The organism is Paenibacillus pasadenensis DSM 19293 (genome assembly GCF_000422485.1).
Taxonomy (GTDB): domain Bacteria; phylum Bacillota; class Bacilli; order Paenibacillales; family Paenibacillaceae; genus Paenibacillus_O; species Paenibacillus_O pasadenensis.
In genome coordinates, this window is the sequence record NZ_KE383848.1 from 351,220 (window position 1) to 366,324 (window position 15,105).

Annotated in this window: 16 protein-coding genes; 15 read left to right on the forward strand and 1 reads right to left on the reverse strand. The window is 65.4% G+C overall.

The window, feature by feature from the left end; genetic code table 11:
• Positions 1-13: 13 nt before the first annotated feature.
• The 15 genes from H582_RS0114145 to H582_RS27670 all read left to right on the forward strand — a co-directional run bounded on the left by H582_RS0114145 (position 14) and on the right by H582_RS27670 (position 14,283).
• Entirely contained in the window at positions 14-349 is a 336-nt protein-coding gene (locus H582_RS0114145) for an ArsR/SmtB family transcription factor (RefSeq protein WP_028599036.1), read from the forward strand.
• Complete coding sequence (locus tag H582_RS0114150; RefSeq protein ID WP_028599037.1) at positions 346-765, forward strand: SRPBCC family protein; 420 nt, start codon at positions 346-348, stop codon at positions 763-765. Before H582_RS0114145 ends, H582_RS0114150 begins: the two co-directional genes overlap by 4 nt.
• Before the next feature lie 60 nt (positions 766-825).
• Complete coding sequence (locus H582_RS0114155; RefSeq protein ID WP_028599038.1) at positions 826-1,419, forward strand: YdeI/OmpD-associated family protein; 594 nt, start codon at positions 826-828, stop codon at positions 1,417-1,419.
• A 64-nt stretch (positions 1,420-1,483) separates the two neighbouring features.
• Positions 1,484-3,061 (forward strand): FAD-dependent oxidoreductase, encoded by a 1,578-nt coding sequence (locus H582_RS0114160; protein ID WP_028599039.1) that lies wholly within the window; start codon positions 1,484-1,486, stop codon positions 3,059-3,061.
• A gap of 183 nt (positions 3,062-3,244) precedes the next feature.
• On the forward strand, positions 3,245-3,349 hold the full coding sequence (locus H582_RS0114165; RefSeq protein ID WP_028599040.1) for a putative holin-like toxin: 105 nt from the start codon (positions 3,245-3,247) through the stop codon (positions 3,347-3,349).
• Positions 3,350-3,637: 288 nt separating this feature from the next.
• Positions 3,638-4,189 carry a sigma-70 family RNA polymerase sigma factor gene (locus H582_RS0114170; protein ID WP_228551720.1) on the forward strand — a complete coding sequence of 184 codons (552 nt, stop codon included), beginning with the start codon at positions 3,638-3,640 and terminating at the stop codon, positions 4,187-4,189.
• On the forward strand, positions 4,182-5,585 hold the full coding sequence (locus H582_RS0114175; RefSeq protein WP_084137295.1) for a DUF4179 domain-containing protein: 1,404 nt from the start codon (positions 4,182-4,184) through the stop codon (positions 5,583-5,585). Before H582_RS0114170 ends, H582_RS0114175 begins: the two co-directional genes overlap by 8 nt.
• A gap of 285 nt (positions 5,586-5,870) precedes the next feature.
• Positions 5,871-6,557, forward strand: coding sequence for a cell division ATP-binding protein FtsE (gene ftsE, locus H582_RS0114180; protein WP_028599043.1), 687 nt, complete (start codon positions 5,871-5,873; stop codon positions 6,555-6,557).
• The gene (ftsX, locus tag H582_RS0114185; RefSeq protein WP_028599044.1) at positions 6,547-7,464 is read left to right on the forward strand and encodes a permease-like cell division protein FtsX; all 918 of its coding nucleotides are present in this window, start codon (positions 6,547-6,549) and stop codon (positions 7,462-7,464) included. The genes ftsE and ftsX overlap by 11 nt, the downstream gene beginning before the upstream one ends.
• A gap of 12 nt (positions 7,465-7,476) precedes the next feature.
• Positions 7,477-8,670, forward strand: a complete 1,194-nt coding sequence (locus H582_RS0114190; protein WP_052333257.1) for a murein hydrolase activator EnvC family protein — start codon at positions 7,477-7,479, stop codon at positions 8,668-8,670.
• Positions 8,671-8,808: 138 nt separating this feature from the next.
• Complete coding sequence (mntA, locus tag H582_RS0114195; protein ID WP_028599046.1) at positions 8,809-9,216, forward strand: type VII toxin-antitoxin system MntA family adenylyltransferase antitoxin; 408 nt, start codon at positions 8,809-8,811, stop codon at positions 9,214-9,216.
• Complete coding sequence (gene hepT, locus H582_RS0114200; RefSeq protein ID WP_028599047.1) at positions 9,206-9,616, forward strand: type VII toxin-antitoxin system HepT family RNase toxin; 411 nt, start codon at positions 9,206-9,208, stop codon at positions 9,614-9,616. Before mntA ends, hepT begins: the two co-directional genes overlap by 11 nt.
• Positions 9,617-9,739: 123 nt before the next feature.
• Entirely contained in the window at positions 9,740-11,236 is a 1,497-nt protein-coding gene (locus H582_RS0114205; RefSeq protein WP_052333258.1) for a S41 family peptidase, read from the forward strand.
• Positions 11,237-11,346: 110 nt separating this feature from the next.
• Positions 11,347-12,654 carry a PDZ domain-containing protein gene (locus tag H582_RS0114210; protein WP_028599049.1) on the forward strand — a complete coding sequence of 436 codons (1,308 nt, stop codon included), beginning with the start codon at positions 11,347-11,349 and terminating at the stop codon, positions 12,652-12,654.
• 354 nt (positions 12,655-13,008) lie between these two features.
• Entirely contained in the window at positions 13,009-14,283 is a 1,275-nt protein-coding gene (locus H582_RS27670) for a chloride channel protein (RefSeq protein ID WP_127464455.1), read from the forward strand.
• Between the two features lie 412 nt (positions 14,284-14,695).
• Here the strand turns inward: H582_RS27670 and H582_RS0114220 are convergent, their stop codons facing one another.
• On the reverse strand, positions 14,696-15,067 hold the full coding sequence (locus tag H582_RS0114220; protein ID WP_028599050.1) for a hypothetical protein: 372 nt from the start codon (positions 15,065-15,067) through the stop codon (positions 14,696-14,698).
• Positions 15,068-15,105 lie beyond the last annotated feature (38 nt).

The window sequence follows — 15,105 nt, forward strand, 5'->3', positions numbered from 1 at the left end:
GGGAGAGGACGTCATGAGCGAGAACGGCCCGCAGCGGGATGTGTTCGAAGCCATTGCAGATCCGACCCGGCGCCGGCTGATCCAGATGCTGGCCGCAAAAGAGGAGATTCCGCTTCATGAACTGACGGCGCCGTTCGCCATGGGGCGGACGGCCGTATCCAAGCATCTGGCCATCCTCAAGGAGGCCGGGCTGGTGGCGGATCGCAAGGTCGGCCGGGAGACGCGATTCAGGCTGAACGCCGCTCCGCTCCGGGAGATTCAAGACTGGGTGGCTTTCTATAGCAAGTTTTGGAGCGCCAATATGGCGCGTTTGAATCAGCTTTTACTCGAGGAGGAAGAACAACGATGAGCCAGACGTTAACGATGGATTTTCCGTTTTCGACGACGGTCGAGCAGCTGTGGTCCGCTTTGACCGACTCCAAGAAGCTCGCCAAGTGGGTCGCCAACATCCATACCGGGGAGCCGATGGACAATGATTTCGAGCCGGTCGTCGGCCGCCGCTTCCAGTTCCGCACGACGCCGAACCAGTGGTGGGACGGAGTCATCTCCGGCGAGGTGCTGGTCGTGGAGGAGCCGACGAAGCTGTCCTATACCTGGACCAGCGCCATGGAGGAGCATACGATCGTATGGACGCTGCAGGAGCTCGGTGGCGGCAAGGTCAACCTCCATCTGGAGCAGACCGGCATCTCGACGTCCCAAGCCGTCGAAGGCGCCCGCTTCGGCTGGGGCAAATGGCTGGCCGAGCTGGAGAAGCTTGTCGCCTAGCTGCGGAAAGGCCGGCTCGCGGGGCCGGCCGGAAACGGAATCGAAGAGAGGGGGTTCGGCATGACAGCGAATGCGACGAACGCGCGAGTCGATGTCTTTATCAAAAAAGCGCAGAAGTGGAAGGAGGAGTACGAGCTGCTGAGGCAGATCGTGCTCGACTGCGGGCTGTCCGAGGACTATAAGTGGATGCATCCCTGCTACACGCTGGGAGAGGCGAATATCGCGCTCATTCACGGCTTCAAGGACTACTGCGCGCTGCTCTTCCCTCAAGGGGCGCTGCTGAAGGACCCGCAAGGCATCCTCGTCCAGCAGACCGAGAACGTGCAGGCGGCTCGCCAGCTCCGCTTCACGAGCGCGCAGCAGATCGAGGAGATGAAAGAGGTCGTGACGGCGTATGTGCTCGAAGCCGTCCAAAACGAGAAGGCCGGGCTGAAGGTGAAGCTGAAGGAGACGGAGGCGTTCCCCATGCCGGTGGAGCTGGAAGCGCGGTTCGCCGAGATGCCGAATCTCAAGACGGCCTTCGACGCGCTGACGCCGGGCCGGAGGAGAGCTTATCTGCTTCATTTCTCGCAGCCCAAGCAAGCGAAGACCCGCGTGTCCCGGATCGAGAAGTGGACGCAGCCGATCCTGGAGGGAAAGGGCTTGAACGACTAGCCGGTTTCGGCTTGGACGGAGATGGGCATACAGAGGAGAGGAAATCCAATTCAGGAGGCATCTCATGGACCCCTCATCCTCGCCATCTGGCAAGCCTTCCCGCTTGCCTCAGCTCCCGGAGTCGCTCTGGCGGGCGACGACGGAGCTGCCCTCGTTCCCGTCGCTCCGGGGCACCGTCCGGGCGGACGTCGCCATCGTCGGCGGCGGCATCGCCGGCATTACAAGCGCCTACCTGCTGACCAAGCAAGGCTTCAAGGTCGTCCTGCTGGAAGCCGGACCGCTGCTCGACGGCACGACGGGCCATACGACGGCCAAGATCACCGCCCAGCACGGGGCGATCTACGACAAGCTGCTCAAGCATCTGGACCGGGAGCAGGCCAAGCAGTATTTCGACGCCAACGACGAAGCGCTCAAGTGGATCGTCCGGACCGTCGCCGAGCTCGGCATCGAGTGCGGGCTGAAGACCGAGGACGCCTACCTGTACGCGGACAACGAGGCAGATCTCGAGACGCTGCGCCAGGAGTGGAAGGCATACGGGCAGATTGGCCTGCCCGGCGAGTGGGTCGACAAGCTGCCGCTCGAAGGGCTTGCGGAGCTCGGCGCGATCAAGCTGCCGGGCCAGGCCCGCTTCCATCCGCTGCAGTATTTGCAGGCGCTGCTGCAGGAAGCGCTGAAGCAGGGCCTCGTCGTCCATGAATACACGACCGTGACGGACAAGGTCGAGGAGGGCAAGCAGGACGGCCGGCTCAAGCTGCGCACGGCCGCCGGCGGCACCGTCGACTGCAGCTGGGCGCTGTCCGCCTCGCATTTCCCGTTCACGGACGGCGGCGGACTGTACTTCTCGCGGCTGCATGCGCAGCGTTCGTACGTGCTGGCGGTCGAGGCGGAAAAGCCTTTTCCCGGCGGCATGTACTTGTCCGTCGGTCAGACGGTGCGCTCGCTGCGCGCGGCCGAGCTGGACGGCCGTCCGGTCGTGCTCGTCGGCGGCGAGAACCACAAGACCGGCCAGGGGCCGCCGATGATCGAGCACTACGAGGCGCTGGAGCGATACGCCGACTCCCTGCTCGGCGTCCGCAGCATCGCGTACCGCTGGTCGGCGCAGGATCTGACGACGCTCGACGAGATGCCTTACATCGGCCCGATCCGGGACAAGCATCCGAACCTGCTGATCGCCACCGGCTTCAACAAATGGGGCATGACGACCGGCACGCTGGCGGCGCTCACGTTCGAGGAGATGGTCCGCACCGGGCAGAGCCTGCATCTGGAGCTGTTCAAGCCGTCGCGCTTCCATGCCGACCCGTCGATCAAGACGTTCGTCCGCGAGAACCTGAACGTCGCCGGACAGCTGCTCGCCGGCAAGCTGGACTCGCCGATGGAATCGCCGGAGGCGCTCGCGGCCGGCCAGGGCGGCGTCGTCAAGGTCGCCGGCAAGCGCGCCGGCGGCTATCGCGAGCCGGGCGGCGCGCTGCATCTGGTCGACACGACCTGCACGCATATGGGCTGCGAGTGCAAGTGGAACGCGGGCGACCTCAGCTGGGACTGCCCTTGCCACGGCTCGCGGTTCGGCTATGACGGCACGGTGCTGGAGGGCCCGGCCATCGAGCCGCTCAAGCGGCTGGAGCTTCCGCGGGCGGAGGGCTGACGCTTCGTCGCGGACCGGGAGGTGGGGGAATTCCCGGCAAGGAGAGGATAGGCCGCTGCTAGAGAGAACTCCGTAGCCGCGAGCTATAGTGAATAACGTCGAATCCTGGTATAATCAGGAAGCAGAAAGGGAACGGGCTTTATGGGCGGTCTAGGTTGAGCCTCTCGGAAGGGAGGTCATGCCATGACGGTTAAGGATGCGTTGGATCTTATGATCGGCTTCGGCGGGCTGCTGCTCGCCTTGTTATCGCTGGTCGTTTCGATCGTCGCCCTTAACAAAAAGAAATAGGCCGCCCGCCCTGGAAGGTAGCGACCTATTCCTATGAGTTGATATCCTGCCAGCCTAACCGCTCTTAAAGCGGCCGATCTGCCAAGCCGTGGACGTTACAGCGTCTGCGGCTTGTTTATGTTATGCATTCTACTCCCATATTATCACAAGTCCGCCGTAATTGAAACCGCCAGCAGCCTTGGACGGCCCGTGCCGATCAAGGTTTTTCAACGTTTTCAAGAAAACCAAAACCGAACCCTCGCTCTCCCCGTCTAATAGCGAAGGTGAACGAGAAAGGACGGCGAGGGAATGTCGGAGCGCATGGAACAACGGGGCCAAGAAGCGGCAGAGCTCGTCCGCCGGGCGCAGAAGGGCGAGGATGAGGCGTTCCTCGAGCTGATGGCCGGGGCCAAGGAGCAGCTGCTGCGCATTGCGCTCGCCTATCTCCGGGACGAGGAGGCGGCGCTCGAATGCCTGCAGGAGACGACCTGCCGCGCTTACGCGGCGCTTGGGAGGCTGCGCCAGCCGGAGCATGTCCGCACCTGGCTCGTCCGCATCCTGCTGAGCGCCTGCGCCGATGAGCGCAGGCGGCGCAAGCGGCAGCAGCCGGTGCCGGTCGTGCCGGAGAGCGCGGCGGGCGGCGAGCATCCGGGCGCGCGGCTGGAGCTGGAGGAGGCGGTGGCCGGCCTCGAGCCCAAGCTGCGCCAGCTCGTGCTGCTGAAGTATGCGGAGGACATGACGGTGGCGGACATCGCGCGGACGCTGGAAAAGCCGGAGGGCACGATCAAGACATGGCTGAACCGGGCGCTGCGGCAGCTGCGCCGGGAGCGCGGCGCGAAGGAGGGGATGGAGCATGGATGATCGGCATGGAGAACGGTTGGATCCGAAGCTCGATCGGCATGGAGAAAGGCTGGAGCAGGGGCTTGCCGAGCTGGGCGGACGCCCGCCGTCGCCGGAGCTGCTGCTGCGCGCGGATGCCGCTATTGCCGCGGGCATGGCGCAAGGCCGGCTTCGCCGCCGCAGCCGTCGCCGCTGGCAGCGCCTCGGCTCTGCGGCGCTGACGCTTGCGCTCGTGCTGGCGGTCGGACTCGCGTCGATCCGCATCTCGCCGGCTTTCGCTTCGGCAGTGAGGCAGCTGCCCGGCATGGCGGCGATCGTGGACGCGATCCGCGAGGAGTACAGCCTGAACCGGACGGTGCAGGACGCGCTCGACGAAGGCTACCTGCAGCCGCTGCATTTGACCCAGGATCACGAGGGCGTAAAGGTGACGCTGGAGGGGCTGGTCGCCGACGACTATCGGATGATGTTCGTGTATACGGTGGCGGGACTCGGCGAGAACGAGCATGCGGATGTAGGAAAGGTGAGGGCGCTTGACCGGAACGGACAGAGCGTCATCCAGGGAGCGGGCTTCTCGTTCGACGGGAGGGAGGAGGCGGTCAAGCGCCAGACGATGGAGCTGATGCTGCAGCCAGGCAGTCCGCTCCCCGATTGGCTCGACCTGCAAGTCGAGGTGGCCGGAGCTCCGTACCGCTTCCAGTTTCCCGTCGACCGCGAGCTGTTCGCCGACAAGTCGCGCACGCTGCCTTTGGAGGAGACGATCTCGATTGAAAATCAGCAGCTGCGCTTCACGAGCATGCGCATCTCGCCGCTGAGCGTCGCCATCGAGGCGGAGTACGACCCGGCCAACACGATGAAGCTGTACGGCCCCGTCGACATGAAGCTGACGGACGATTCCGGCACGGAGTGGGGAGGAGTCGGCTATTCGGCGGGCAGCTTGGAGGAGCACAAGGTGCGCTTCGAGTTCCAGAGTCCTTATTTCCGCCAGCCCAAGTCGCTCTACTTGAGCGGCAAGACGTTCCGCGCCTTGCCGAAGGACAAAGGCCTCATCGTCCTCGACGCGGAGAAAGGCGAGCTGCTGGCAGCGCCGGACGACCGCCTGAAGCTGATCTCCAGCAGCGTGGATGCGAAAGGAATGAAGCTCGGCTTCGAGCTGCGCGTCGACGGGCCGGACTCTCCATCGCGCTCCTACTCGGTGCTCGGCAGCGATTTTACCGATGCGGACGGCAGAAGCTTCGGGCTGCATCTGCAAGGGGGCACGGAGACGAGCGACCCGGACGGAAGGCAAAAGCTCAGCTACACGTACGGCCCCGGCGACTACAAGCAGCCGCTGACATTCGAGATCTCCAATTATCCGAATTATATCGAAGGCGAGTACCGGATCCGGCTGCCTCTGGAAGAGCTCCCGCCGGAACAATAGATCATCTCCTCCGAAGCCGCTCTGCGAAAGCAGGCCGGCTTCTTTTTTTCGACATTTATCTACAAAGCGAGAGCCGCTAGCCGATGTAAATAAGGAGGCTTGAAACGCTCCGGTCCGGAGCATTCGACAGTCTTGCCGCCTGCGGCGATGTCGAAAGCCCGCGCCTCAGCGCGGCGAACGATGAGAATTGTGAAAATGAAGGAGAAAACGGCTTTCTGGAAAGGAAATCCGGTTTTTCTGTCGAACAGTCATAAGCGGAAAAAAGACAGGATGTGAGCGATACCCGTGATTGAAATGATGGACATCTGGAAGACCTACCCGAACGGCGCTCATGCGCTCAAGGGCATATCCGTGGTCATCGACCGCAATGAATTCGTGTACATCGTCGGGCCTTCCGGCGCCGGCAAGTCCACGTTCATGAAGCTGATCTATCGCGAGGAGTTCCCGACCAAAGGGCAGCTGTTCGTGAACGGCTTCAATATAGGCAAGCTCAAGCCGCGCAAGATCCCGTACGTGCGGCGCAATATCGGCGTCATCTTCCAGGATTACCGGCTGCTGCCCAAGCTGACCGCCTACGAGAACGTCGCGTTCGCGATGGAGGTCATCGAGGCGCCGCGCAAGCTGATGAAAAAGCGCACGATGGAGGTGCTCGAGCTCGTCGGGCTCGGCGGCAAGCATGCGCATCTGCCCGCCCAGCTGTCCGGCGGCGAGCAGCAGCGCGTCGCGATCGCGCGCGCGATCGTCAACAATCCGAGCGTCATCGTCGCCGACGAGCCGACCGGCAACCTCGATCCCGAGACGAGCTGGGGCATCATGAACCTGCTCGAGGAGATCAATTTCCGCGGCACGACTATCGTCATGGCCACCCATAACCGCGAGATCGTCAACACGCTGCGCAAGCGCGTCATCGCCATCGAGAACGGACTGATCGCGCGCGACCAGGCGAGAGGGGAATACGGCTATGAAGCTTAGGACGCTGGCGAGGCATCTGCGCGAGGGCGTCCGCGGCATCTTCCGCAACGGCTGGATGAGCTTCGCGTCGATCAGCAGCATCTTCATCTCCCTGTTCATCCTCGGCGTATTCGTGCTGCTGGCGCTCAACGTCAGCAAGCTCGCCGACCAGCTCGAGAGCCAGGTCGAGATTCGGGCGTTCCTGCAGCTGGACGCTACGGCGGAGAGCGCCGCCGCGCTGGAGACCAAGCTGCGCGCCATCCCGGAGGTCAAGAGCGTGGAGTACCGCACGCCGGAGCAGAACCTGCAGGAGATGAGCGAGATGCTCGGCGCCGACGGCAAGCAGCTGCTGGAGGACTACCAGGGCGAGGACAACCCGCTGCCGGCGAGCTTCACGATCGAGGTGTACGACCCGCAGACGATCGCGGCCGCCGCGTCGCAGGTGCAGGCGGTCAGCGCCGCGCAGGACCCGCCGGCGTTCCAGCAGATCAAGTACGGCCAAGGCACGGTCGAAACCTTGTTCAAGATCACGGGCGCCGTACGCAACATCGGCCTCATCATCGTCGCCGGACTGGCCGTGACGGCGATGTTCCTGATCGCCACGACGATCAAGACGACGATCATCGCCCGTCAGCGCGAGATCGGCATCATGAAGCTGGTCGGAGCGACCAACGCGTTCATCCGCTGGCCGTTTTTCGTCGAGGGGGCGCTGATCGGCTTCCTTTCCTCGGCGCTGACCGCCGCCGTCGTCGTGCTCGGCTACGGCGAGCTCATCCGCCAGTCCGAGTTCGACCTCGGCCTGATGAGCATCCGGCTCGTCTCGATGGAGGAGGCGGCCGGCATCATCGTTCCGGTAACGATCGGCATCGGCACGCTGCTCGGCGTGTGGGGAAGCGTGTTGTCCGTCCGCAGATACTTGAAAGTGTAGGAGGAAAGCAGCTTGAACAGAACGATCCGCAAGCTGGCCGGCTCCGTGCTCGCCGGCGCGCTTATCCTGACCGCCATGCCGCAAGCGGCCGGCGCGCTGTCGCAGTCCGAGAAGATCAACCGCGAGCTCAAGCAGGTCCGAGAGCAGATGCAGGCGGCCGCGCAAGGGCGCAAGCAGGCCGATGCGCAGTCCAAGACCGTGCTGACGCAAAAATTCTACACCGCCGAATCGCTCAAGGCGGTCATGACCGAGATCGACACCGTCGGCTCGCGCATGAGCGCCGTCCAGTCGCAGGTATCCAGCACGACGCAGGCGCTGGAGCAGACAGCCCGCGAGCTGGACGAGGCGGAGCAGCGGATCGCCCGGCAGGACGAGCGGCTGCAGTCGCGCATGCGCGTCACCTACATGAACGGCCGCGTCAGCTACCTCGACGTGCTGCTGAACGCGACGAGCTTTTCCGACTTCCTGGGCCGTCTCGACTCGCTGCACACGATCATGGTGCAGGACAAGGAGACGCTGTTGGACCGCAAGCAGGACAAGCAGCTCGTCGTCGCCAAAAAAGCCGAGGTCGAGCAGAAGCTGGCCGAGGTGAAGAGTCTGTACGCCAAGGTGGCCGAGTACCAGCAGGTGCTGGCCAGCAAGGAAGCGCAGAAGACGCAGCTGATCTCCTCCTACAACACCAAGCTCGACGAGCTCGGCGACATCAGCGAGGAGCAGGAGAAGCTGCTGCTGGAGCTGGCCGCCAAGGAATCCGCGCTCATCAAGAAGAAGAACTCGCTGAAGACGACCTACAGCGGGGGCCAGCTCGGCGCGCCGGTGAAGGCCTCGTACCGGCTCAGCTCGCCGTTCGGCTATCGCATCCACCCGATCAGCGGCACTCGCAAGCTCCATGCCGGCGTCGACATGGCCGCTCCGGCGGGCACGAACATCTACGCCGCGGAAGGCGGCATCGTGCTCGTCGCCCAGTGGTGGAGCGGCTACGGCAACTGCATCGTCATCGACCATGGCGGCGGGTTGTGGACGATCTACGGCCATATCCGCGACGGCGGCATCCTGGTGGAAAAGGGCCAGACCGTCAAGCGCGGCGAGCATATCGGCGAGGTCGGCTCGACCGGCAACTCGACCGGCAACCACCTGCACTTCGAGGTGCGCAAAAATGGCGAGCCGGTCAATCCGCTTCCTTACTTGAAAGGCAAAGCGAACTGAGGAATGCGGCGAAACGCGGGCATGGCGCCCGCGGCTCAAGCAACAGGAAGGAACCGTCCGGGCGATTCGCTTGGACGGTTTTTTGCTATACTGGATTTAGGAAGATGTGGGAAACGAATTCAGAAGGACGGTGATCGCATGGATGCGCGCCTGGACCTGGATATCGCGGTGGACGAGATTGAAAAGGCCGTCTCGCCGGATCTCCTCCTGCTCTTCGGCTCGGCCGCGGCCGGTCGGATGCGGGCGGACAGCGATATCGATCTCGCCTATTACGGCGGCAAGCCGCTCTCTGCTTACGAAAGGTTCCTGCTGGCGCAGAAGCTGGCCGGCCGGCTGGGCAGGGAGGTCGACCTGGTCGATCTGAAGGAAGCTTCGACGGTCATGCAGATGCAGATTTTAAGCGAAGGCCATACGCTCCGCTGCAAGGACGAAGACCTGGATCTCCGGCTCCGGACTCAGGTCTATAAAATGTATGCCAAGCTCAACGAGGAGCGTTCGCCCGTGCTGCGGTCGATCCGGGAAAGGGGGAGCATCTATGAAGCATGACGTCATCCTCAATAAAGCGGCAAACATCGAACGCTGTTTGAGACGGATCGGAGAAGTGTATCAAGGGAGACCCGAACACCTGAACGACTTTACGAAGCAGGACTCGATCGTGCTCAATCTTCAGCGCGCCTGCGAAGCGAGCATCGACTTGGCGATGGCGGTCGTGGCATCAGGCAAGCTCGGCGTGCCGCAGACGAGCCGGGACGCCTTTGAGCTGCTGGAGCAGAGCGGACGGCTTGACTCCGAATTGGCGGACAAGATGAAGGCAATGGTCGGCTTCCGGAATATCGCCGTACATGATTATCAGAAGCTTAACCCGGATATCCTCCGCTCCATCCTGGATCTGCATCTAGGGGACTTCACAGACTTCGCCCGCGCGATGCTCGCTTCGGACGGCTAGCCGGCAAGCCGCCTCGCGGCTCCTGCCATCGTTGCCAAATAATCCGCTCCTCTCTGTCGCATACTAAGCGGCGGAAGATCCGGCTCCCGTGCAGGAGCGCCGGACGAAGAGAGGAGAGGGAGCATGAACCGAAACGAAAACGCAGCGGCCGGGCCGCGCCGGCTGAAGGCGGTGCTGTCGGCGTCGCTGGCCGCGGCGCTGCTGCTGGGAGGAGCATGGCCGGCGGGAGAGGCGGGCGCGAAGCCGGCATCAGCGGAAGCGGCGCGCCCGGCGCAAGCCGGAGAGCGTCAGGACGCCTCCGCCGGCTTGACCAAGGAGGAGGCGCAGCGGCTGAGCGCCGTGATGGAGCTGATCCAGCGCCAATATTACGAGCCGGTCGACCGCGACAAGCTCATCAGCGGCGCGCTCAGCGGCATGGTGCAGGCGCTGGGCGACCCTTATTCGACCTACATGGACGCCGGGGCGGCGAAGCAGTTCTCCGAGACGGTCGAAGGCGCGTTCGGCGGCGTCGGCGCGGAGGTGACGTCCGAGAGCGGCAAGGTCGTCATCGTCTCGCCGATCAAGGGCTCCCCGGCCGAGAAGGCCGGCCTGCAGGCGAAGGACGTCATCCTGTCCGTGAACGGCGTCGGCCTGTCCGGACTGCCGATCTCCGAGGCGGTCGCCAAGCTGCGCGGGCCGAAGGGCAGCGCGGCCGAGCTGGTCATCCTGCGGGCGGGAAGGGCCAATCCGTTCGCGGTGAAGCTGATGCGCGCCGAGATCGACATCGAGACGGTCGAAGGCAAGCGGCTGGCGGACGGCATCGGCCTGATCGAGATCCGCCAGTTTTCGCTGAATACGGCCGACCGGTTCGCGGCTGAGCTGGCCAAGCTGGAGAAGCGCGAGCTCAAAGGGCTCGTCATCGACGTGCGCAACAATCCCGGCGGCATCCTGCCGGTCGTGGAGCGGATCGCGCAGCCGTTCGTGCCGAAGGGGAAGCCCATCCTGCAGATCGCGCAGCGCGGGGCGAAGCCGGAGCAGGTGCTGTCGGAGGGCGGCGGTAAGCCGTATCCGGTCGCGGTGCTGATGAACAAAGGCAGCGCCAGCGCCTCGGAAATCCTCGCCGGAGCGCTGCAGGAATCGGCGGGCGCGGTGCTCGTCGGCGAGACGTCTTTCGGCAAGGGGACCGTGCAGGTCAGCTACGACCGCCAGCTCGAGGGCGGGCTCGTCAAGATGACGATCGCCAAGTGGCTGACCCCGAGCGGCGGCTGGATCCACAAGCGCGGCATCAAGCCGGATGTGGCGGTCCGTCCGCCCGCGCTGTACGCCGCGACGCGGCTGTCCAAGACGGCCACGATCCCCGCCGATGCGATCAGCGACGACGCGAAAAGCCTGCAGGTCATGCTGAAAGGGCTCGGCTACGACCCCGGACGCTTGGACGGCTATTACAGCAGCGGCACCGCCGAGGCAGTGCGCGGCTTCCAGCGGGCCAGCGGCCTGCGGGCGAGCGGCCAGGCCGATCCGGCGACCCAGCGCAAGCTGGAGGAGGCGGTGCAGGCTTGGGTCAGCGGAGACGAGCATGACACGCAGCTCGAGGCGGCCGTGCAGGCGCTTCGCGAGGGCAAGGGGGCGCCGCGGCATTGAGCAGGGGCGCCTTCGACCAGAGGCCGGATTCTTCCTTCAGGGGAGGAATCCGGCCTCTGCGCGTCGAAACCATACGGTCTAGCCAGCCTGAAGGAAAATGAGGTGCTTGCTTGGAACTGACATTGGAGCTGCTGCGGCAGTACGGCTCGGCGGCGCTTGGGCTGCTGGCGCAGCCTTATTATTATTTGGCCTTGATCGTTATGGGATTCCTCTATCGACGGCTCGCCGTCACGGAGCGTTCGCACTTCCACGTGCGGCTGCATGCCTGGCCGCTGCTGCTGCTCCGGGCCGCTGGATGGGGCTTGCTGGCGGGCGCCGGCGTCAGCATCGCCGCCGCCTTCATCGGCGCGGCGCTGACGCCGGATGCCGTGCTTTGGCTCTGGGGCACGGCCGCTGCGCTCGCCCTGCTGCGCGTACGCTTCCTATGCTTCGCCTACAGCGCAGGCGTGCTGGGCGTGCTGCAGGCAGCCAGCGGCTTGCTGTCGCTGGAAGAAAGCGGCGGGACGGCCGGACGGCTCGGGACGTCGCTGGCGGCGCTCGACATGCCGGGCCTGCTGCTGCTCGTCGCTCTGCTGCATGTCGCGGAGGCGCTGCTCGTAAAGAGGGATGGGCAGCGACTCGCCTCGCCGCTTTATTTGGAGGGCAAGCGGGGCAAGCTGATCGGCGGCTACTCGCTGCAAGGCCTGTGGCCCGTGCCGCTGCTGCTGCTCGTGCCGGCCTCCGGCGGAGCGGAAGGTGCCGCTGCCGCGCTGCCCTGGACGCCGCTGCTCGGCGGAGAGGGCTGGAGCGCCGGCTGGACGGTGCTGGCGCTGCCGGCCGTCATCGGCTTCACGGACCTGGCGCTGTCCGAGCTGCCCAAGCAGGCGGCCCGCCTCGCCTCGCGCCGGCTGCTGATCTACAGCCTGATCCTCGGCGCGCTTGCGCTGGCGGCGTCGTACGCGCGGCCGCTCGTCCTGGTCGCTTCGCTGGCGGCGCTCGGCCTGCATGAAGCGCTGACGCGGCTGGCGGAGCGCCGGGAGCGGCAGCGGCCGCCGCGGTTCGTCCATGACGAGCGCGGCCTCTGCATCCTCGGCGTGCTGCCCGGCACGCCGGCGCAGGAGATGGGGCTCGAGGCCGGCGAGGTGCTGCGCAAGGTGAACGGACGAGGCGTGCGCACCAAAGAGGAGCTGCATGCCGCCCTGCACGAGAACTCCGCCTTCTGCCGGCTCGAGGTGCTCAACCTGGACGGACAGGTCAAGTTCGTGCAGCGGGCCCGCTTCGCCGGCGAGCATCATCAGCTGGGCGTGCTGCTCGCGCCGGACGAGGATGCGGCCTACAGCGCCGTCCCGGGCCGCGGCTCCGTGCTGGCGCTGCTGCTGCGGCGCGGACACAAGGCGCGGCGCAGAGCGTCCGGCGAGCCGCCGTCCATGGAGGCTTAGGCGCGGACAAGGTCGGAGACGCGGACATGAACGCAGCTGCAGGCGCAGGGACCGGTCAGCCACGGACGCGGCCGGATGCGCAGCCGAAGTCGCGCGGTTAGGCGATGGCAGGCGCAGGTGAAGGTGAGGGTGCAGGTGAAGGTGCAGGCGCAGGTGCAGGTGCCGGCATAGGTGCAGGTGCATGTGAAGGTGCAGGCGCAAGTGCAGGCGTAGGTGCAGGCGCCGGCGTAGGTGAAGGTGCAAGTGCAGGCGCCGGCGCCGGCATAGGTGCAGGTGCAGGCGCCTGCGCAGGCGGATCGGCCCGGAACGGGCCTTTTTGCCTTGGCCAACACGATCAGGAAAGAAGGAAAAGGCATGAGAGAAGCCACAGGCCTGAAAAAGCGGCTGGCGGAAGCGGGCAAGGGCGCGGGCGGCATGGCGGCCTTCCTGCTCAAGTGGCTGGCGCTCGGCTCGCTCGTCGGGGCATTGGCGGGCACGGCGTCGGCGTTGTTCCTGTGGAGCCTGGAGCTGGCGACGGAGACGCGGCTGGAGCATTCCTGGCTGCTGTTCCTGCTGCCGGCGGCGGGCTTTTTCGTCAGCTGGATCTATCGGCAGTACGGAGGAACGGCGATCCGAGGCAGCAATCTGATTTTGGAAAGCATCCACGAGGGCCGCGAGCGCATCCCGCTGCGCATGGCCCCGCTCGTGCTGGGCGGCACCGTGCTGACCCATCTGACGGGCGGCTCGGCAGGCCGGGAAGGGACGGCCGTGCAGATGGGCGGCTCGCTCGCCTGGCTCGCCGGCACGCTCGTCCGGTCCGGCGCCGCCGACCGGCGCATCCTGCTGCTCTGCGGCATGGCCGGCGGCTTCGGCTCCGTGTTCGGCACGCCGCTGGCGGGCGCGGTGTTCGGCGTCGAAGTGCTGGCGATCGGCATGCTGCGGCACGGGGCGCTTTACCCTTGCCTCGTGGCCGCGCTCGTCGGCGATGCCGTGACGCGCGCCTGGGGCATCGGCCATGCCGCCTATCGGATTGGCGAAGTGCCGGCCGAAAGCTTCGGCACGCTGGCGGCCGTCGCCATCGCGGCCGTCGCGTTCGGCCTGGCGGCGAGGCTGTTCATCGCCGCCGTGCACGGCGTGCGGCGCTTGGCGACGCGGCTGGTCGCGCCGGCGCCGGGGCGCGCCGCAGCTTGCGGCGCCGTCATCGTGCTGCTGGCGCTGCTGGTCGGCGGAGGGGATTACCTTGGCCTGAGCCTGCCGCTGCTGCAGGACTCGTTCGCTCCTGCGGGGACGGTCGAGCCGTTCGCCTGGTTATGGAAGCTCGTCTTTACGGCGCTCACGCTCGGCGCGGGCTTCCAGGGCGGCGAAGTGACGCCGTTGTTCGTCATCGGCTCGACGCTCGGCCATGCGCTCGCTCCGCTGCTGCAGCTGCCGGCTCCGCTGCTCGCGGGGCTCGGCCTGGTCGGCGTGTTCAGCGCGGCGGCGAACACGCCGCTCGCGTGCTTCGTGCTCGGCCTGGAGCTGTTCGGCGCCGACGCGGCGGCCTATCTGCTCGTCGCCAGCGTCATCGCCTATCTCTGCTCGGGCTCCGCGAGCATCTACTCTTCCCAGCGGCGGACGATCCGCAAGGACGGCCGCGAGCCGGTCGGCTGAGCGAAGCCGCCTTCTGCCCGGCGGCTGTTGCAGGCTCTGCCCGGCGGTGTAAGTCGATGTCCGCCGGTGTCCGCCGAAAGGACTCTGCCGATCTCGGACTCCTCAACCCGGCGGCTCCGTTGGTCTCCAGCATGCGCCCCGACACCGGAGCTACGCGGAAAAACCGAGCAACTCGGTTCGACCGGATGCCTCGTCGGCGGAGATACGCGGAAAAACCGAGCAACTCGGTTCGACCGGATGCTCCGACGGCGGAGATGCGCGGAAAAACCGAGCAACTCGGCTCGAACGGATGCTCCGACGGCGGAGATGCGCGGAAAAACCGAGCAACTCGGCTCGAATGGATGCTCCGACGGCGGAGATGCGCGGAAAAACCGAGTAACTCGGCTTTAGTTGTTGCATTGGGGAGCGTGGATCAAGACTGCGACCCGAAAAAGTCGGGTTGCATAGTCCCGGCAGCACGCTCGGCAAGCTGCAACCCGAAAAAGTCGGGTTGCAGAGGACCGCGAGCGTGCCCGGCAAGCTGCAACCCGAATAAGTCGGGTTGCAGAAGCCCGACAGCCCGCCCGGCAAGCTGCAACCCGAAAAAGTCGGGTTGCAGAAGCTCGGCAGCGCGCTCGGCAAGCTGCAACCCGAAAAAGTCGGGTTGCAGAAGCCCAGCAGCGCGCTCGGCAAGCTGCAACCCGAAAAAGTCCGGTTGCAGAGTCCCGACAGCCCGCTCGGCAAGCTGCAACCCGAAAAAATCGGGTTGCAGAAGCCCGACTGCCGCTCGACCCGAGCGAAGCACAAAAAAAGCTCTTGCCCTCCGGTCCTTCGGACCGGGGC

What these genes read in the sequence shown, in the direction of transcription:
- H582_RS0114145 (WP_028599036.1), top strand. Translation starts at nt 14, where the DNA reads ATGAGCGAGAACGGCCCGCAGCGGGATGTGTTCGAAGCCATTGCAGAT.
- mntA (WP_028599046.1), top strand. Translation starts at nt 8,809, where the DNA reads ATGGATGCGCGCCTGGACCTGGATATCGCGGTGGACGAGATTGAAAAG.
- H582_RS0114155 (WP_028599038.1), top strand. Translation starts at nt 826, where the DNA reads ATGACAGCGAATGCGACGAACGCGCGAGTCGATGTCTTTATCAAAAAA.
- H582_RS0114205 (WP_052333258.1), top strand. Translation starts at nt 9,740, where the DNA reads ATGAACCGAAACGAAAACGCAGCGGCCGGGCCGCGCCGGCTGAAGGCG.
- H582_RS0114150 (WP_028599037.1), top strand. Translation starts at nt 346, where the DNA reads ATGAGCCAGACGTTAACGATGGATTTTCCGTTTTCGACGACGGTCGAG.
- H582_RS0114160 (WP_028599039.1), top strand. Translation starts at nt 1,484, where the DNA reads ATGGACCCCTCATCCTCGCCATCTGGCAAGCCTTCCCGCTTGCCTCAG.
- H582_RS0114165 (WP_028599040.1), top strand. Translation starts at nt 3,245, where the DNA reads ATGACGGTTAAGGATGCGTTGGATCTTATGATCGGCTTCGGCGGGCTG.
- H582_RS0114175 (WP_084137295.1), top strand. Translation starts at nt 4,182, where the DNA reads ATGGATGATCGGCATGGAGAACGGTTGGATCCGAAGCTCGATCGGCAT.
- hepT (WP_028599047.1), top strand. Translation starts at nt 9,206, where the DNA reads ATGAAGCATGACGTCATCCTCAATAAAGCGGCAAACATCGAACGCTGT.
- ftsX (WP_028599044.1), top strand. Translation starts at nt 6,547, where the DNA reads ATGAAGCTTAGGACGCTGGCGAGGCATCTGCGCGAGGGCGTCCGCGGC.
- H582_RS27670 (WP_127464455.1), top strand. Translation starts at nt 13,009, where the DNA reads ATGAGAGAAGCCACAGGCCTGAAAAAGCGGCTGGCGGAAGCGGGCAAG.
- H582_RS0114170 (WP_228551720.1), top strand. Translation starts at nt 3,638, where the DNA reads ATGTCGGAGCGCATGGAACAACGGGGCCAAGAAGCGGCAGAGCTCGTC.